Genomic DNA, 19,696 nt, shown 5'->3' on the forward strand with positions numbered 1-19,696 from the left:
TTATCCGTTGTACTCAACTGGTGTTGTGTTAAAGCAAAAACTACTGGCGTGTCAAGGCTAAAATAGTGCATTAGGAAATTCTTGTGGGACGGGCTTATAGCCTGTCTGGTGTGAGCATCTTGCCCGCACCACAAAAAAGTTTATTGCAACAACTTAGCCTTTACACGCCACTACAAAACTACTGAGATTTTTTCAAAAACAATTTACAATTCTGATAGTTGATAAATCTCTTTGGATTGCTGTAATTTGTATAATCCGAATTCATTTCTCAATGATTGATTTAACAATTTACGATTAAAAATGTTAAATCTTAATCTTTTTGAATTGTTAAAAAGATTTTCTCCTGTTTCCAAAATATAAACTGCCCCTGGAAATGGTAATGATTTAATTGATTTCCCTTTATTCTTTAAAATATCTCTGACTTGAGCGTGGTCTATATAATATTTGTAGTATCCGTAACCACGATTATATTCTGCGGTTTCAGGCAAATCATTCAAATTATATCGAAGAATATTACAAGTACCGCACATTTTATAAAAATTGCTTCTTTTAATATATATGTAATTACTGCCTTCTTGATATTTATAACCTTTATTTATAAACCATCCATTAGAATCAGGGTGTTGTTGAACAAATTTGGCTAAATTTTCACTCACACAATCGTCAGCATCAACGGTCATAGTGTGAGTGGGAGAAAATTGACGAGCATAAACCAATCCTTTTAAGATTTTACGCCCTTTATCTGTGTCTCCTTTGGCTTCAGCAGTAGGCTCGTTTGGAAAAGAAAAGTCAACTGTAATATATGTGATTTGAGGATGAGTAAATTCTATTTTGGGCTTTTCGTGGCAAACAACAATAACGTGAAAGTTAGGTGAAGTTTGATTGCAAACTGATTTAATGCATCTTTCAAATAATTGTGTTACACGCTCCCAGGAATTGGAAACTTGTGCACTTTTTAGTGGGATAATAAAAATAAGCACTGTATTTTATCAGAACAAACAGCTAGGAATCTCGAAGCAAATAATAACACGTTAAGACTTATGCTAAGACTAAATGTCATATCATGTCCGCATTCCTTAGTTGTGCCCACACAGAACTTACGCAAAAATCGCCAAAAAGCTTAATTTCCAACCGCCATCTCTATGAAATTAAGGCAAGAGACGCGATGAATCGCCGTCTCTACAATAATTAGTCGTTTCGTCTTGACGGCGATTGGTCACATCTATAGCGATCTAGAATTTTTATCAAAAAATCTTAACCAAACCTTATTAAATTATTCGGGTTTAATAAGTAATCAAAATGTCACAGCTTCTACACATAACCAAGGGTGGTTAAATGGTAGAGGCTGTGATTAAATTTGGCGTTTTTTAAGCTGAGATGAGATATTAGCTAATTTAGTCCATTAGATGCTGCTGTACTTGTGAAACTAGTTCATTTGTCCAGTAGTTAGCGAGTTCAGCATTGGCAGCTTCCACCATTACTCTGATGACTGGTTCTGTGCCAGAGGCGCGAACCAAAATTCTGCCGGAATCGCCCATTGCAGCTTCAGCAAGAGCGATCGCTTGTTGCACAGGTTGGCAATCTTGCCATCCCAAACGGCGATCGCGATCGACAACTCGCACGTTCCGCAACAATTGTGGATAGGTTTGGAAGCTCTGATCTACTAATTCGCTCAAGGGAACACCCGCCTCTCTCACCAAAGATGCTATGTGTAATGCTGTTAACAAGCCATCTCCAGTCACGCCATAATGACGGCAAAGAATATGTCCTGATTGTTCACCACCTAACATTGCTCCAGTGCGCTGCATTTCGGCTTGCACGTATTGGTCGCCAACTGCGGTACGAATTAAGTTACCACCAATTTGCTGCCAAGCTTTCTCAAAGCCCAAGTTGGCCATAACTGTAGATACAATCAGGTTGTCTGGCAATTGTTGGTTTTGTTGTAAATTGTGTCCCCACAGGTAGAGAATGTAATCGCCGTTAACTTGTCTGCCTGTATTGTCTACTGCTAAGACGCGATCAGCATCGCCATCGAAGCCAAAGCCGATATCAGCGTTGTGTTCTTGTACCGTTGCTGCCAGAATGTCTAGGTGCGTGGAACCACAGTTAACATTAATGCGATCGCCATCTGCCTCGTTATGCAAGCAGATTACCTCCGCCCCCATTTGTGTAAATATTGATGGTGCTAATCCAACTGCTGCTCCCCACGCCAAGTCTAAAACAATCTTCATTCCCTGAAGATTTAGGGGACTGTGCAAGGGTTTTTTCAATGCCGAACCATAATCTTCCACTAACTCCAAACGTGAGTAATGCCGTCCGCAATTACTGACTCTAGTAATAGGTGATATTTTGCCACGCAATCCCGCTTCAATTTCTGCCTGCAATATTTGCGGTAACTTCCCACCATTAGCACCAAAAACCTTAATCCCATTGTCTTCTGGGGGATTGTGGCTAGCAGAAATCATCACTCCGCCGATGGCATCAGTGACACTGGTGAGATAGGCAACCCCAGGAGTGGGACATAATCCCAAATACCAAACCTCTAACCCTGCTGCTGTTAACCCTGCACTCAAAGCCATTGCCAGCATATCGCTGGAGTTTCTAGAGTCCTGTCCGAGAATGACTGGCCCTACTTGAATAGCATGGTTACGTAAAACAATCCCCGTCCAAAAACCAACTTGCAATGCTAAAGGCGCACTCAGTAATTCTCCCACTCGTCCGCGAATCCCATCTGTACCAAATAAGGGATTTGCTGGTAGTGAGATTAAATTCATTCCAAAACTGCTCTCAATCCCTTTGCCCAATCCCTCAACTTCAGAAGTAGAACCCCCAGAAATGCCTGATGTCCGAGTTATAGATGAAACCATATTTTTAAACACTCCACACAATCACACTGAAAAATAAATAGCACTTAAGACCTTTATTCAGCAATTTTGACATGCTTTTTCTCTTTAAGAAATTCATTTTAGAACAAAATATCTTTACGTAATAATACTGAATTATTTGGTTTTTGATTGTAAATCTTTGATAAAGTCAGTATTGGTTTTTACCTGATCAGTAAAATCTCCACATTTTAGCTAATTATTCCTTCTATATTCGCAACTTTATTTTTGATTTTTATCTGTTTTAGTTCCCACATTGCAATGCTACCAACCACGAAGTATGTAATAAACATTACTCTGGTTTTATCACAAAAATTTTCACCAAAGCTGAGAATGAAAGCAAGATTCAGTTAAGAACACAAAAAAATCATCAAAATATTGAAATTTAAAGTTCTGTTTTCTTAGCCTCGTTGCTGTGTAAAAAACGACAAAATCATCACAGCTTAAAAAATTTTAATATAAATTCTCATCAAATAGTTTTAAGGTAACGTTTTAATGGCCTTTTTAGCCGTTAGCGAATCAAAACTCCGCCAGTTAACTTTTTAAAGTGAGAAATTTAGCATGAGCAGCAATTTAGCAACCAAATTACGTGTAGGCACTAAGAAAGCCCACACAATGGCAGAAAATGTAGGTTTTGTCAAGTGCTTTTTAAAAGGAGTAGTGGAAAAAAACTCTTACCGGAAACTAGTTGCTAACTTCTACTTCGTCTACTCAGCGATGGAAGAGGAAATGGAAAAGCACCGCCAGCACCCAATAGTTTCTAAAATTAACTTTCCTCAGCTAAACCGCAAGCATAGCCTAGAGCAAGACCTGAGTTATTACTTTGGTGCAAACTGGAAAGAGCAAATCAAACTATCTCCGGCGGGTGAAGCTTATGTACAGCGCATCCGAGAAATATCTGCTACAGAACCGGAATTGTTAATCGCCCATTCATACACTCGTTACTTAGGTGACTTATCCGGGGGGCAAATTCTCAAAAATATTGCTGTAACAGCGATGAATTTGTCTGATGGGCAAGGAACAGCTTTTTATGAATTTCCAGAAATTCCTGACGAGAAGGCATTCAAAGCCAAATATCGGCAAACTTTGGATGAATTACCCCTTGACGAGGCGGCAACCGATCGCATCGTTGATGAAGCTAACGCCGCCTTTGGCATGAACATGAAGCTATTCCAAGAATTGGAAGGCAATTTAATTAAAGCGATCGGTGTAATGCTATATAATAGCCTCACACGGCGTCGTACACGCGGTAGTACTGAACTCGTCACTGCTGAGTAATCGTGTTGAGATTGCGGAGTATGGTGTGTGGAGTCATAAGTTCAGATATCCCAATTGAGGATAATTCATAGGTGTTTGTGGGGAAAGAGCGATCAACGCTCAAAATATTTAGGGGCAATAGCCTTGTGACTGCTTTTGATTCGTGAAAGCAAGCATGGGGAGATTGCCCCTCAATTATGATTGAAGGACTTATTAATACCAAATTTTTGGTAATGATGAAACTATAAAGGCACTGCTAGAATCAAAATCTATCTTCAGTATCCAGTGTGATGATGTATAGACAATTATGAGTACTGAGGTTATATCTTAAGGAAAATGGACTTTCATTATAGGGAAGCCAAAATTTAACCTCAAAAATTAGTAGTAATCGTACCCAAAAACTAGCTCTTTTAGCTCAAATATACGTAAGTTTGCTCAGAGAAAGGGGCATGATAGATACTTCCTGCTGAAGTTCTGTGGCAGGCTAGCGGTGTTATTACTCAACATCAACCAGTTCTGATTTATGGCTACTTTCATCCCCGCATTGACCAACTTAACTCTTTAAATGCGATCGCAGATGATTTTTCTCTGGTTTGTCTTCACACAATCTCAAGGATTAAAAGTTGAAGCATCTGGTTTAATGTTCTTAGATTACATCTTATGCTGACTTTTTGCTTAAGTTCGACACCAATGGGTATACCGTGCCCCTACTTGCCTCTTACCGAATGTTGCACCAGCCAGCAATGTAAGCCCACCATTAAGAGCGCCAATGGCAGCATCAACATTGGGATGATTTCTAAATTTGCCCAACTTGCAACCCAGCCTGCTCCAGTGGGTATAATCGCTGCCCCCAAACTGGCGGCACTAGTGGCAATGCTAACAGCCGCAGGAACATGGGGATCAGGTAATCGTTGAGGAATTAACCAAATGGTCGCAGGAAAGATGGCTGCCAACCCAAAGCCAATCAACGGTAAGCTAATCCATTGATCTGGCAGTTGCCACCAAGCAAGCAATCCAATGATCACAAGACTGAGCGACATACTAATTGTGCGAACTGCCCCAAGCCATTGCAAGAAATAACTTAAGATGAAACGTCCCAATGTTAATCCCAGCCAGTAGGCACTAACGCTGTAACCAGCAATCAGCGTGGGAGTGTGACGAGCGACGGATTGCACAGTGTATGCCCAGTTGCCAATGCAGGCTTCAGTACCAACATAAACTAGCAAAAGTAGTCCAGTTAGCAGTACTATCGGGTTTTGGAGCGCTCTGCCCAGATTTTCTAACGCAGTTGTCTTTGATGGCAATACCCGTAGTGTCATTGGTGTGTAGTTGAAGATGATGACGCCCAGCACGCTCACAATTAATAAACTGACAATTCCGGCTAATACCCCATAAACCTGTCGCCAGTTCATGCCAACTGCTAATAAAGTAGTAGCGATCGCGGGGCCTGAAAGTGCACCAATACCATAGAAAGCATGGAGCAAACCAATCAGACTGGCACTGCGGGAATTTTGCACAATGTAGGTGTTGATGCCTGCATCAATCAGCCCAATGCCCAATCCCAACCCCGATCCAGCCGCAACCATGAGAAACCAGGAGGGTGAGATGGCATAGATTATCAGTGCCATCGTCAGCGTACCCGCAGCAATCAATAGCATTCGGGCTAACCCCAGCCGACTACTCACAAGACTACTGGTGAATGCTGCTAGAATGTAGCCGCTAATTTGACTGAGAAAAAGTAGGGTAACGGTTGCTGGAGTCAGGTTATATGTAGACAAAATCGAGGGCAGAAGAACTCCTAATCCTGCTTCAGCAATGCCAATGGCAATAAAGGCATAGAAGGCGATCGCTGAACCTATCCACAGAGGTGGTAGGGTGCGTTGATAGTCTCTCATTGGCTGGAATGCTCCTGGATCGGACAATTTGACTGCTGAGATTTACTCAATTAATCATCCTCAAAAATAACTTTATACTCATCTTTTTGTAGTCATGCACTGACACAACCTAAATTATTTTATTGATGTCCACTACGAATTTAGCTATAAAATTCGTTATTAATTGATGTAAAAATGAACTTACCAAACTGACACGGCAAACGCATCTAAATATTGACGAACCTGAATAAGAGTGAAATACGCCAATACCATAACTACATAGGGCTTTCAGAAAATTAAATCTTCCCTCTTAGAGTATTGCTTGATTCAATTTGAGAAAAAATAGCGTAGGCGAAGCCCACCGTTCGCGTAGCGTCTCGTAGAGAAGGCATCGCCTGAATCAATAGTTATGTATTTTTCTACCCTAAACTATTAATAACCTTCTTTAAATTACATTACTACATTGCCAACAATTCTACAAGGATTTCTCTCAAATCCTTGTAAAAACGCAAATTTTCGGACAGGTCTATTTATCCTTGCTTTTTGAATGCTTGAGTTGCTAGCAATGCTAATGCTACTGTACCAGCGATCGCACCCCACTGGAGAAGCGGATTTTTTTCTAGCCAGTCAGAAACACTCGGTATAACTAAGTTACCAAAATCTCCGTTAACTCTGTCGTCTTCAGGAACAGATTGGTAAAAATTATTTGGTGCATCTTCAGACTTCGGCTCAGAAGAATGTAGTAAATCGAAGCCGACGAGCAGTAACAGTGAATCTACTAATGATGGTGAGACGCGCTGTACCACATCTAATATTTTAGCTACATCCCCAACTAAGTAGTCACGAGTTGGATGTTCGGCTACATAGAGGATAGCATCAGCTACAAGTTTAGGCTCGTAGTAAGGTGGTATCCCAGAAGGCTTTACGCCTAATTTCGTCAGACCATTATTCCAAAAGGGAGTGTTGATCACTGCTGGTTTCACACTCGTGACGCTGATCGGCCATTTTTCATGTTGCAACTCAAGGCGCATGGCTTCGATAAAGCCCTCCACCCCGTGTTTAGCTGCCGAATAAGCACTTTGGTAGGGGAGCGATCGCCTACCTTCCATTGAAGAGACGTGGATCAGTGCCCCCTGTCCCTCACGCTTCAGATGGGGTAGAGCCGCCATTGCACCATACACTTGTCCCATGAGATCGACATCAATGACATGCTTAAACTCTTCTGGTGTTGTATTGTCGAAAGTAGCAAAGATACCGATAGCGGGGACATGTACCCATGTATCGAGTCGTCCGTAGACTTCCACAGTTTTATCTGCGATCGCCTTAACTTGCTCAAATACTTCCACATCAGCTACGCAAAAAGTTGCCTCACCACCAAAGCTACGAATCTCCTCCACTAAAGACTTTAGCTTCGACTCACTCCGAGCCGAGACTACGACTTTTGCGCCGCGTCTAGCAAACTCAAGAGCTGTGACACGTCCGATACCGCTGGAGGCTCCAACGACAGAAACGACTTGCTGATTGATTGGCTTTAATTGCATAAGTGTTACTTTTTAAAATAAATTAGGGATTGAGAATTGGCTTCGACAGCGTTATAGCACTTTAGCTTCAGTAGGTAATTCAGTCGCTTTCTTAGTATCAATTGCTATTAAAAATATTTTTTAATAACTCTACTATACATATATATGTTAATTATTATTACGGTTGCAGTTCTCTGTCTATTGGGGAATCTGAAAGCGTCACAGGATGTATCTCAGGGTATTGTCTAGACTTTTGATAGTTTCGACTAAAAAGCATCAAAAACTTACTCGAAAAAGTTTAGAAAATCTCATTTGTAGCCATTTACCTACTTCAGACTCAACTTTCAAATGACGCAATCTCCTGATGCTATTTACTTTTTTTACAAACAGCCTCTTAGTCTGATTCACTCCTCAAGACAGATGCGAAAGCAGATTTAATTGAACCTCCCGCTTCCTTGATTTTCTGGGCGATGGGTTGCTCATTATGCAAAAACACACGCGCACAGTTACGTCCTGGCAAACCGGAAATTGAACCACCCGGATAAGTTCCAGCACCAGTAAGATACAAGTTATCAATTGGTGTTTTGTAGTTAGCTAATTCTGGCAAGGGTTAGAAAGTGTTGAAGATATCTAAATCTTTCGTGGGTTATAGAATATTTATATATCTAGCAGTAGTACTTTTATCGCCAAGAAGCAAATTTATTTTTAATCTAATTTTGCTACTATCTACGTATAGGATTGTGCCCAAATGAGTAAGGCTATAAATAAATCAAAATTTTAGATTACTTGCCATTTAAATCAAGCGATAAATAAGATAAATATTATATTTAAATTATATAAAAAATCTATCTATCAAATAAAGTATAGATTATTAAGTTTCAATTTAATCTTCATCAAAAGTGAATCTCTACTAACAAAAAAATGCTTATACTTAATCTTTTTTAGCTTATTTTATAAAAAATTGATAACAATCTAAAACATTAATTTTATAGTTTCCCAATTTAGCTTAACTGCTTTACCAAATATTGCTATAGTATTCTAAGTTATTTATTTTTATTTTTTCCTCAATTGTATAAAACGAAGTTAATTCTTTTAAGATTTAGGCAAAGAACCTCAGTTTCTACGAGAAATAAAACTTCTTAATACCAAATATAAACAATGGTATTGTTTAAGGGAGCCATTGTAATCCTTTCTTTTCTAATTTATGCTCGATATACTGCATTTCTTCGAGAGATTCTCCAGTAGCAATCGCATAAACTTCCGTGTAGATTTTTCCGTATTTGACCTTCTCTAAAGCCGACAGAATGATCAAGTCCTTGCGATCTAGTTCTGGTTTTAAGGTCACTAAAATTGAATCCAACGCTCCTTCCATACGGTAGTCACTGGAATATTTAGCTACTTCCTTTCCTAGTCCCAGTAGGGTATGACGCTGCAAGCACAACGGAGTCGATCCATTGACTCGGAAATTGGCATCGATCGCATAAAATTGTCCGTCTTCATCTTCCAACACATCGAAGCCAATCACGCCAAAATAACCTTGTTTGTGAGCATACTGACCAATGGCAGCAATCATTTCAAAGAACTTGCTCATGTCAGTGTTGCGGTAGTTAATCAGTCCCCCTAAATAGTTGCCTTCTGGAGTGACGAGTTGGCAGGTAGTGCCGATCAGGGTTATGTCTCCCGCCTTGTTGACATAGAACTGTACGCAGTAATTCTGTACCTGATTCTTGACGAACTCCGAGACAATAATTTTATCGAGCGACTTAATATCTAGATATTTATTGATTTCTTCAAGGCAGTAGTTGAGATCGCTGGGGCTTTTGATAATATAAGTGCCTTCTCCTGAGAGTCCGTGGGACGTTTTAATTAAGTAGGGAAATTGTGGTAACTGAATGTCTTCTAGACTACAGGTGTGCAAATTGTAGCTCTCGTATTTTGGACATTGCACCCCCAGTTCGGCTAGGGTTACTTTGCTGAGTAAGCGGTAATGGGTGTCTGAATCGATAGCGTGTTTTTCAGGTTTTAGGCGATCAAAGGGAAATAGAGTGATGAGTTTGTCAAAGCGTTCGCTGTGACTGAGGTCATCCAAATAAGTCAAGCGATCCATCATCGATATATTGGAGTAGCTGAAGCCGAAATGCTCTTGCCAGTAGGCAAGCAGCGACTTTGGCGGCGGATTAATCGCAATTCCGGGAATGCGATCGCCTAATACAGCTAAAATTTTCCAAGGTTCCTTTTGGCAAATCTTGTCAAAGGAGGTTTTGGTGGCTTCACTACTGCCATCTTGAATAAAATATTTTTCCAGGTTGGGATAAGCAGCCCAACTGGCAGTTGCAGGGTAATTTAGGATAAACCCATAAGATGCATCTGTGATGTCTTGAGCAAATAGATCAGAAAGAGAACTTCCTTGAAAGTATTGAAAGTTATATTTTGAGTTCATTTAGCCCTCCGATAAACCGCATTCTCAAACAGTTGGACAGATACATCTGCTATCTGCACTCCTACCAGTAGCATCCTGTCTTGATGAGAGACAATTTCTTTCGTAATTGCAGCAAAGGCTTGGGCAAGTTTCGGTGAAACAAATCTATCTTTTGGTTGATTTTTTTGATAAAAGCGCTGTAATTGTTTTGTTTTACTAGATTTTATACTCTGAAGATTGCTATATTTTTTTTGCATAAAGCTAATATTTGCTATTTTGCTCTTTATTGATCTATCTTACTTGTAGTTTAATTAACTCTATCAAACAAAAGAAGTAAATTACTTTATATATTATTTTAAAATAATATTAGTCTAAAATGATTGTTTATCTGATATAGCAATAATTATAAAAATGCAGATGTGTAAATATAGCTGTGGTATAAGATATTTAACCTAATCTTTCTGCCTGTCAGTACATCACCCTTTAAAATACTCAAGTAGCGATTTGAAACAGCTATAATTCTTAAAATTGCCTTTATTTTTTGCTGTGCATCTACCGCGAGTATAATTCGATTCATTGCGATCGCTGTTGCTCAACTGCCGAATGGCATAATTCAATTAAGATAGCAGACACGTAATATTCTTATTTAATAAAAATAGCTAAAAAATCTAATCTAAAACCCCCATACCTTAGATGTACAGGGGTTATTTCAACTGATGCGAAAGGAGTTAAGGTAAAGGTGAACTTGTATTGCATCCAATTACAAATTTACAAATAACCATAGACAAAGCTCGACTTATCCAGGATAATCTATTCCGGTTAATATTCCTAATTGTGAACTAACAGCGCTGATGTAATCTTGATTGTTTAAAAATTGTGTTGGTAGTTTGCGAGCATTGATTGCAGCTTTGACTAAATCTTTCGCAGTAATATTTCCACGCTGACCTTCAGAAATCAAAGCTCCTCCACTAGGAACTCCTTGTTGTTTGAAACCACCTTGGTAAGCAAGATAAACAAGATTAAAAGGTTTAATGTAGCTGACATTGGTGGAATTACTGCCTAATGCATCAGGATTAACTGCTGTGTTTATTGATTTCTCACTAGTTACATCAGCACTTATGTAGTTGCTCTTTATGGCTGTTTGAGCGCTAGCAATACTAGATGTGAAGGCAAGAGAGGCAATGATAACCGTATAATTTATCAATGTTGTTAATTTCATTACGTACCCTTAACTAGAGTAAAGTAGAATCAATAGTTTCTACTAATAGATATCTCTTATTTATAGAAATTAACCTTATGCAATTGGCTCACTCAAACGGTTGAATTGTTTCTCATCCAAATGGGTGACTTATTTGCTGCCTTTTCGTTCTGGCATCTTGGTAGCAGTAATCACATCTGATAACTTAACAATAAAACTGTCTCGTAGATGAAAGTCAGCCTCCATGCCTTGATGAGTTAACGCCCAGTAAGTCACCTTGCCATCTCTATGTTTGATGACTGTAGTAATGCTAATTTCAATTTCTTGTTCTGCTAAGACGATTTTATCCAAATTGACATCTAAGGCAAGTGTTAAACCATCGGCTTGATTTTGAACATTAAATGGTAGCTTTTCAAAGGCTGTTTCCTCTTGCATTCCTTGACGATACCCATCAAAGCGATAGACATTCCAATGTCTGGCGGGGGAGAGGTTGAATTCCCAATACTGTTGAGAATCTTTAATGCCAAAGAAGAACTCAAAGCAAGTGTCTTCCCACAATCCATACTTGCGTGATGGTGCATTTGACAGTGGAGCAATTGCAATTTTTTTTAAGTCACCTCCAAGGTTGTAGCAGATGGTAAGTTGATTAGCATTTCGGGAGATATTGCCTGTAATTTTTAAATTAGGAAAGGAATCAGTAGAAAGGAAAGGATGCAGGGAAAATGTCTGGAGGTTCATTTCATATCTTCGATAATTTTGCGAATTTGCGTTTCTTGAGATTCAATACTTTCGGTAAGCTTAAACTGGACGATCGCTCTTGCCAAGTTATGTTCTGGGTGCTTAACTTTGAAGTAGACATTCCCTGCTAAATAATCAGCAAAGAATCTCAGTCCTAGTTCAAAAGTAATTAGACGAATCGCATCATATATGTATGCATAATCATTCTCGGTCAGAAATGCCTTGGCCACAGCGAGATAACCCTGGAGGATTTCCTGACACAAATCGGTATCGAAATAAATACTTTCCCAATTCTCGGTTTCTTCACCAGCCGGATTGCAACCCGATCGCAGGCAATCACCAATATCGTAATGTACCAAACCGGGTTTCACGGTGTCCAGGTCGATGACGCTGACGGCTTGCTGGGTAACAATGTCAAACATCACGTTATTAATTTTTGGATCACCATGCATCAGACGTAAGGGTAGCTTGCCTTCAGCTTTAGCATTTTCTAAGATATGTGCAAAGGCTTGGCGATCACTGACAAACTGTAAGCAATAATTAACTTCAGAAGATTGAGGCGCACTAGTTTTCGGCAAAACTTCCTCGTAATGCTGGAGATAAAACGGTGTAATATGGAACCCTTCGAGGGTGTCAGCAAGTTTTTCTGCTGGCAAATCGCTGATTAAATTGTGAAACATTCCCAAGGCATAACCGATTTCTTTCGCGTGGGAGCGATCGCGTATACTATCAAAACAGTGGGAGCCTTGAATAAAGCTAATTGCCCGCCAAAATGAGCTATCTGCATCCTTCCAATGGTCTTGAGCGTTTTTGGTCAACAATACGCGTGGCACTTCCCAGCGACGATTAAGGGGTGTATCTTGCAACCTTTTTTGAACGTGTTCAGTTAAAGTACGCATATTCTGCATAATCAGTTGTGGCTGACGAAATACCTGTGTGTTAATGCGTTGCAGGACAAAATGTTGTTCCTTTGAGGAATCTAGAGTTGCTAAAAAGGTGTCATTTATATTACCACTGCCAAATGCTTTAACGCCTGTAACCTTCCCCAGTTGGGCGAATTGGTTAGCGATCGCCACCAGATTCCGGGTATCCTGTGTATTGAATTCTTTTATCATCTGTTTGACCTGTACTACTCCTCACGTACATTGCAAGAAAGCAATAGGGGATATCGTAGCGCAAGTGTCAAGATAATTTTTAATTCGTAATTCGTAATTCGTAATTCGTAATTGATTACCGAACTGTCAATTATGAATTTTTAAAAGTACTACAGCAATCCTGAATCCATTCCTGAAAAACAAAATACCCAACTTATTTGAAAAGTCGGGAATCTGCGGGTTGCAATTCTCATCAACCCCGTGCTAATTCAACAGTTAGGAAATCTCATCGCTATCAACCCACTCGTCATAAGATGAGTCATAACCAACGTAGTGAACAAAGTATTGCTGTCCTTGGATTTGCTCTATTGTTGCAGAATACCAAGCCTCTCGGTCATCATCCCAACATTTTACCTTTTGACCTACTGCATATCCATTTTCATCAGTGGAGCGAAGATCGCGAGTCCGAATGTCATCTTCGCCTACCCACTCGCCATAAGATGAACCGTAACCAAGGTAATGAACAAAGAACTGGTCATCTTCGATTTTTTCAATTGTTCCCTGATACCAATCCTCGTCATCATTATCCCAGATTTCTACTGTTTTGCTTACTTCATACTGATTCTTATCTGATTTTACAGCAGATGAGATATCTTGAATCGGCTTTTGTTCCTCTTGTTTAATTTCCTCTTTTACTAAAGCGTATGCTTGCAAAATCAAACTGCGAACGACAGTTTGAATTCCTGTATGCTCGTAGTAATTGGTAGTTTGATCTAGGAATGCTGCAACTAAATCTAAATTATCATCAGCAATCTGAATAAAATTACCCAAGTTACTAGAAATTGATTGCGGAGTTATGCCTGTCTTGGATACTAAGTTATTCATCCAGCCTTGCACGGAGTTGAACCCCTGATTGATAAAACCAACTTTATCAGAGGTATTATTGCCTGGAAGAAAGTTATTAACGGCTAAGAAAACCGGATTTTGAGTTATTGCGCCAGCATCAGTGCCACTAATAACTCCGTGAATTTTGCTGAGAAAGTCAGGACCCAAGGGCAGAATTCCATCTAGACAAACTAGAGCTACCATCCGCATTAGGGATGCATTTTGATAGTTGTTAGTCAGGGAATTAGCAAACTCTTGAGGATTAGGTTGAGGAATACCGTTTAGTTTACAAAAGGCGATGATTTCGACTGCGATTTTCAATACCAAATCAATGGATTGAGTTACGTCGGCTTTAGGAGTAATTTTGCCTAAAAAAGAGAGAAAACCGATTTTCTCACTAACTTTATTCGCTAAAGCCGCTGCTGCCATAGCTGTGTCTGCCTTATCAATTGTTTGATAAAGTTTGATTGCAAACTGGTAGCCTTGTTGAGGATCTTCGTATAAGGTGACGGCGCGATCGCGGATTTTTTGAATTACCTTAGCATCGGTTTCTCTAGTAATGGCGCGAATATTATTGTCAAACCCCGTCAAATTGCTCCATTCACCTGGTGCTACATAATCAAGAGCCTTTAAAACTTTGACAGTAATATTGTCAGTTGGTAATTCGTCAACCAACTGAATAATTGATTTATCCATCAGCCGCTCCTCAAAACTCCAGTGTGACAACACGGTTTAGAGCAGCCCAGATAATCAACGCTGGGGGAATTGCTAAACCGTATTTCTAGAGTTCCCCGACTTGACCAAAAAATAACGATGTTAGTAACAGGCGCTACACTTAAAGATATTGCACAGGCGATCGCATTCCAAGTGCAAAGCTGAATCAACAGCTTGAGTCTGCGAGGGATGCGATCGCGTTTAATCGCACCTACTTACTTTGGCAATAGGACGCTTTGACGCACAGTACGCTTGCGATCGCTTTTACGAATACCTCCAGCCATCTGATACTCATGGCTATTATTACCATATTTATAAGCAATACCACGCAAAATTTTCTCAGAATAGTCTGCCAAATCTTGTTCATTTTCAACGATCTGGGTTAGTAAGACATCAATAGTAGAGAGGGTGGTATTGTATGCTTCCAGAGATTGTCGGAGGTTTTCAATTTTTTCAGTATAATCTTTGACTGTTAAGCTTTCTCCGACATCAAGAGTTGGATTAATAGATTTAATGCTTGCTAGACGTACTTCAGCTTTGCCAAGAGTACGTGAATTGCGTTTTGGTCTTGCCATAATTAATACTTATTCTCTAAATTACTGATAACTCTATAGTGGACAACTGTTGAAAAAATTGTCATACGTGAAATTGTTGATTTTTCTGAAAAAGCCTAAAATTTAAGTATTTCACAGTATTTTTTGCCAATTAAAACCATATTTATTGTTGGGGCACAGCAGTGCTGTACCTCAAAAACGTCTTCTATTTAAGAGAAGATGTTTTAACACAAGTCTGTTTCTCATAACGTGAAGCCAGAAGCTGCTACAGACTGCGCGTAACACGGAAACGTCAAGGCGGAAGCTGCTACAGACTGCGCGTAACACGGAAACGTCAAGGCGGAAGCTTCTACAGGGAAGGCGGAAGTTGCTACAGATTGCGCGAAACACGGAAACGTCAAGGCGGAAGCTGCTACAGGGAAGGCGGAAGTTGCTACAGACTACGCGAAACACGGAAACGTCAAGGCGGAATGTTCCTATAGGGAAGATTACCCCACCCTAACCCTCCCCGATGCATTGGGCAGGGAACTAGATTCCTTTTTTCCCCCTTTGCAAGGGGGAACTAAGGGGGGTAATTTGACTTATGTGTACACCTTAGAGAGTGCGATCGCACTCCACTTACAAACCTCAGCTAAAATCTCATTTTACCAGCAATGCATAGATCCAAAGCGAAAAATCGGAAATTGAGCAACATCTGGTAAATTATAAATGCTCAAGGTAATGTAATAATAATACGCTTATGTCAGCAAAGATAACAGAAATTATTGGTTCCGATGGAGAAAAAATCTATATTCAATACGATGACACTGATAGTGATGAATTGCAAGCCGTTGGATATATTGACGACATCCGGGAAAGGTCAGAAAGGCTACAAAAAATGATGATTAGTACGGTACGCAATTATTCTGGACTGATACTCAATAGCGTTAAGCAAGGGATAACTGATAAAGCACCAAGTAAAGTGACAATGGAATTTGGCTTGCAAGCTGGAGGAGAAACAGGAGTTCCTTTTGTTACTAAGGGAAGCGCACAAGCTAATGTGAAGGTAACAATTGAGTGGAATTTGAGTCAGGAAGAATCACCACAGAAACCAGACAGGCTAAACCCTGCGACTACATGAGTTTAATTTGCTTGCGCGGACTAAATGCTTCGCTCAGAATCATAGTTTTAAGCCGTTTTAAGTATATCTCACGAACATGAGCAATTACACCCTAGATGAACTGAGAGAATCAATGGTCAAAATCCTCGATTCTAATGGGGGTACTGTCGGTTCTGGGTTTATTATTCGCGCTGATGGCTATCTTGTCACCTGTCATCATGTTATCTATTTGTTGGATGCGCTCAGAGTAGAATATCAAGGACAAATTTATCCTGCGGAATGGTGCGAAAAATTCTCAAATTTAGAAGTAGATATTGCAATTTTAAAAATAAATGTGGAGTCTGCAAAGACGGTTCCAATTATTAATCCTCAACAGATATCAACATCAGTAAAAGTCTATGGTTTTCCGCCAGCGAAAAAGGTTAATTTCCCGGAAGGATTTGATGTTTTTGCCAAAAGTATTCGTCATAGTGTGCCTCTGAATGTAGTTTCAACTTATAAAATTCGCAATCAAAATGAAATAAAGTTTAATAATCCTTGGAATCAGCTCCCACAGGAAAATTCTGCGTTTTTGTCCCACCAACTGGATGCGAAGGTTGAATCGGGAAGTAGTGGCGGTGCGGTTTTGGCTGAAGAGTTGGGCGGTGTGGTGGGAGTGATTCAATGCAGTAAAAGCGATGCAAGTTATGTAATTCGCTGGGATAATCTTCTTGATAGTTTAGATAAGCTAGGATTAGAACCAGAGAAAAATGCTGTTTGCAGTTTTTTGGCAGATATTGAAGAATCTTTTAAATATATTAAACTGTTCCATACTCAAGAGAAAATTATCTTAAAAAAGCAATATATCCCGATTCAAGTAACTTTAGAAAGAAAATACAAACATGAAATAGAAACAAGTTGGGCATATACAGAAGGTGAAGCCGGATTTAAGCGTCTCTACACAATGAAAGGTTTTGATGAGGAATTGCAAAAGAGAAAAGAAGAGGAAACAAAGCGAGTTGTTGTTGACTGGGAAAAGGCAAAAAAAGAAAACCAAAAAATTATGGTTTTGGCTGACCCAGGTATGGGAAAATCTACTTTATTAAGGATGGAGGCTGGGTTAATTGCTCGTGAGGAAAGGGAGAAATTATTAAGAGACCCCTCCCCTACAAAGGGAGGGGAGCAAGATACGCCCTTTTCTTCAAGGAGAGGAGGGGTTAGGTCAAAATTAGGTGTAAATGATGTAATATTTCCGTTGTTTTTGCGGTTATCTGATTTAGCTGAAGCTAAAAAAGAAATTATTGATGCTATTCCTCTAATTATTGAGAGAGATTATCCAAAAACAGCAAAATCTATCAAATATTTATTAGAAGATAAATTAAAAAATAATAAATGTCTTTTACTTTTAGACGCTTTGGATGAAGTTCCACAAGAATATCGCCCTTGTTTAAAAGAAAGGCTCAACCGTTTTATAAGAAATTATGACTGTCCAATTATTTGTACTTCCAGAATTGTTGGTTATGGTGGTGCTTTTGTAGATAGTGCTAAGGAAGTTGAAATTGTTCCTTTTAGTCAAACGCAAACAGAAGCATATATTCAAATTTGGTTTAAGAATGCGGCTGGTTATATTGAAGATGATTCTGTTTCCGCAGAAGGGCTGATTGTTGAAATAAAAAATAAACCACAAATTGCTGGTTTAGCGCAAAATCCTCTACTTTTATCTTTGCTGTGTAGTTTGTATCAAACCAAAGGGCTAAGGCTTCCCGCACGTCGTGCCCAAGTTTATGAAAAAGCTGTAGATTATATGTTAAGTCAATGGAGAAATGATAATAATCGATTATCCCCCGAAAATGTAATTGCTAAAAAGAAGTTATTAGCTGATCTGGCATATAAGTTTAGCAGTGAGGGCAAAGAAGTTTTTTATCGTGATGAATTGCATAAGATAATTGAAAAATCTTTAAATAAGCAAGAAATCCGCGATTTCCAAAATCAAACTAATGAGGAATTAATTAAAGAACTTTCGGAAGCAGATGGAATTATTCAAAAGTTTTCACGAGAAGGAAAGCAATATTTATTTTTACATCGCACCTTTCAGGAATATTTCACAGCATATTATCTCAATCAAGCCATTGAAAATAATAATAGTGATGGTATTGCTTTAGCAAAAAAACTATTTTGGGAATATGATTCTCATGAAACTTTGACTTTATTGGCAAGTTTAATGAAAAATCCCATGCTGTTGATAGAAGCATTGTTTAAAGAAAAGGATGATATTTTTCAGACGCTGTTATTATTGGCGGGGAGATGTATTGTTGAAGTTCAGCAGAATGGAGAAGCTTCTGGTGGAATCAGCCAAAATCCAAAATTAATTGCCAAGATAATCAATAAGATTTACAAGTTTTGGCGACGTTACCCCAAAGCTATTTTTATTGAATCGCTTGTAGTGGCATTGGGAAAAGTCAATTTGCAGATGTCTCAGAAATTAATCGTCGCCCTCAAGGACTTTAAATCATACGTGAGAGGCAACGCGGCATCGGCTTTGGGTAAAATTGGCAATGCAGAAGTTGTGCCGGAATTAATCGCCGCCCTCAAGGACTCTAAATCATACGTGAGAGACAAGGCGGCATCGGCTTTGGGTAAAATTGGCAATGCAGAAGTTGTGCCGGAATTAATCGCCGCCCTCAAGGACTCTGAATTATACGTGAGATACAACGCAGCATCAGCTTTGGGTAATATTGGCAATGCAGAAGCTGTGCCGGGATTAATTGCCGCCCTCAAGGACTTTAATTATAACGTGAGAGGCAACGCGGCATCAGCTTTGGGTAATATTGGCAATGCAGAAGCTGTGCCGGAATTAATCGCCGCCCTCAAGGACTCTAATTATAACGTGAGAGGCAAGGTGGCATCGGCTTTGGGTAATATTGGCAATGCAAAAGCTGTGCCGGAATTAATCGCCGCCCTCAAGGACTCTGAATCATACGTGAGATACGATGCGGCATCGGCTTTGGGTAAAATCGGCAATGCAGAAGCTGTGCCGGAATTAATCGCCGCCCTCAAGGACTCTAATTATAACGTGAGAGGCAAGGCGGCATTGGCTTTGGGTAATATTGGCAATGCAGAAGTTGTGCCGGAATTAATCGCCGCCCTCAAGGACTCTGAATCATACGTGAGATACGACGCGGCATCGGCTTTGGGTAATATTGGCAATGCAGAAGCTGTACAGGAATTAATCGCCGCCCTCAAGGACTCTAATTATAACGTGAGATACAACGCAGCATTGGCTTTGGGTAAAATCGGCAATGCAGAAGCTGTGCCGGAATTAATCGCCGCCCTCAAGGACTCTGAATCATACGTGACAGACAACGCGGCATCGGCTTTGGGTAAAATCGGCAATGCAGAAGTTGTGCCGGAATTAATCGCCGCCCTCAAGGACTCTGAATCATACGTGAGATACGACGCGGCATCGGCTTTGGGTAATATTGG

14 protein-coding genes and 1 pseudogene are annotated in these 19,696 nt (G+C 39.8%); 3 read left to right on the forward strand and 12 right to left on the reverse strand.

Annotated elements, in window-relative coordinates; translation table 11 throughout:
* Positions 1-203: 203 nt before the first annotated feature.
* Complete coding sequence (locus tag V7K89_RS32105; protein ID WP_335194601.1) at positions 204-980, reverse strand: glycosyltransferase family A protein; 777 nt, start codon at positions 978-980, stop codon at positions 204-206.
* Between the two features lie 414 nt (positions 981-1,394).
* Positions 1,395-2,867 (reverse strand): phosphoglucosamine mutase, encoded by a 1,473-nt coding sequence (gene glmM / locus V7K89_RS32110; RefSeq protein WP_335194603.1) that lies wholly within the window; start codon positions 2,865-2,867, stop codon positions 1,395-1,397.
* A gap of 576 nt (positions 2,868-3,443) precedes the next feature.
* Here glmM and V7K89_RS32115 point away from each other — a divergent pair.
* Positions 3,444-4,160: a biliverdin-producing heme oxygenase gene (locus V7K89_RS32115; protein ID WP_335194605.1), complete on the forward strand. Its 717-nt coding sequence runs from the start codon at positions 3,444-3,446 to the stop codon at positions 4,158-4,160.
* A 686-nt stretch (positions 4,161-4,846) separates the two neighbouring features.
* On the opposite strand, the gene V7K89_RS32120 is transcribed toward V7K89_RS32115, so the two are convergent.
* The 10 genes and pseudogenes from V7K89_RS32120 to V7K89_RS32165 form a co-directional block, all read right to left on the reverse strand.
* Positions 4,847-6,034, reverse strand: a complete 1,188-nt coding sequence (locus V7K89_RS32120) for an MFS transporter (protein ID WP_335194607.1) — start codon at positions 6,032-6,034, stop codon at positions 4,847-4,849.
* Between the two features lie 509 nt (positions 6,035-6,543).
* Positions 6,544-7,554: an SDR family oxidoreductase gene (locus V7K89_RS32125; RefSeq protein ID WP_335194609.1), complete on the reverse strand. Its 1,011-nt coding sequence runs from the start codon at positions 7,552-7,554 to the stop codon at positions 6,544-6,546.
* 373 nt (positions 7,555-7,927) lie between these two features.
* Positions 7,928-8,143, reverse strand: a pseudogene (locus V7K89_RS32130) (NAD(P)/FAD-dependent oxidoreductase); the annotation flags it as partial.
* Positions 8,144-8,701: 558 nt separating this feature from the next.
* On the reverse strand, positions 8,702-9,973 hold the full coding sequence (locus V7K89_RS32135; protein WP_335194611.1) for an ATP-grasp domain-containing protein: 1,272 nt from the start codon (positions 9,971-9,973) through the stop codon (positions 8,702-8,704).
* A complete protein-coding gene (locus V7K89_RS32140; RefSeq protein ID WP_335194613.1) occupies positions 9,970-10,209 on the reverse strand; it encodes a hypothetical protein in 240 nt (79 codons plus the stop codon). Before V7K89_RS32140 ends, V7K89_RS32135 begins: the two co-directional genes overlap by 4 nt.
* A gap of 539 nt (positions 10,210-10,748) precedes the next feature.
* A complete protein-coding gene (locus V7K89_RS32145; RefSeq protein ID WP_335194615.1) occupies positions 10,749-11,171 on the reverse strand; it encodes a hypothetical protein in 423 nt (140 codons plus the stop codon).
* Positions 11,172-11,300: 129 nt separating this feature from the next.
* Positions 11,301-11,888, reverse strand: coding sequence for a DOMON-like domain-containing protein (locus tag V7K89_RS32150; protein ID WP_335194617.1), 588 nt, complete (start codon positions 11,886-11,888; stop codon positions 11,301-11,303).
* A complete protein-coding gene (locus V7K89_RS32155) occupies positions 11,885-13,003 on the reverse strand; it encodes a phosphotransferase enzyme family protein (protein ID WP_335194619.1) in 1,119 nt (372 codons plus the stop codon). Before V7K89_RS32155 ends, V7K89_RS32150 begins: the two co-directional genes overlap by 4 nt.
* A gap of 255 nt (positions 13,004-13,258) precedes the next feature.
* Positions 13,259-14,563, reverse strand: coding sequence for a Tudor-knot domain-containing protein (locus V7K89_RS32160; RefSeq protein ID WP_335194621.1), 1,305 nt, complete (start codon positions 14,561-14,563; stop codon positions 13,259-13,261).
* 233 nt (positions 14,564-14,796) lie between these two features.
* Entirely contained in the window at positions 14,797-15,156 is a 360-nt protein-coding gene (locus V7K89_RS32165; RefSeq protein ID WP_335194623.1) for a hypothetical protein, read from the reverse strand.
* Between the two features lie 718 nt (positions 15,157-15,874).
* Between V7K89_RS32165 and V7K89_RS32170 the strand changes: the two genes are divergently transcribed.
* Both V7K89_RS32170 and V7K89_RS32175 read left to right on the forward strand, forming a co-directional pair.
* The gene (locus V7K89_RS32170; RefSeq protein WP_335194625.1) at positions 15,875-16,255 is read left to right on the forward strand and encodes a CU044_2847 family protein; all 381 of its coding nucleotides are present in this window, start codon (positions 15,875-15,877) and stop codon (positions 16,253-16,255) included.
* Positions 16,256-16,331: 76 nt separating this feature from the next.
* Positions 16,332-19,696: HEAT repeat domain-containing protein (locus V7K89_RS32175; RefSeq protein WP_335194627.1), on the forward strand; the 3,365-nt coding region annotated here is incomplete at its 3' end.

Origin of the sequence: Nostoc sp. (assembly GCF_036917515.1) — a bacterium.
Taxonomy (GTDB): Bacteria; Cyanobacteriota; Cyanobacteriia; order Cyanobacteriales; family Nostocaceae; genus Nostoc.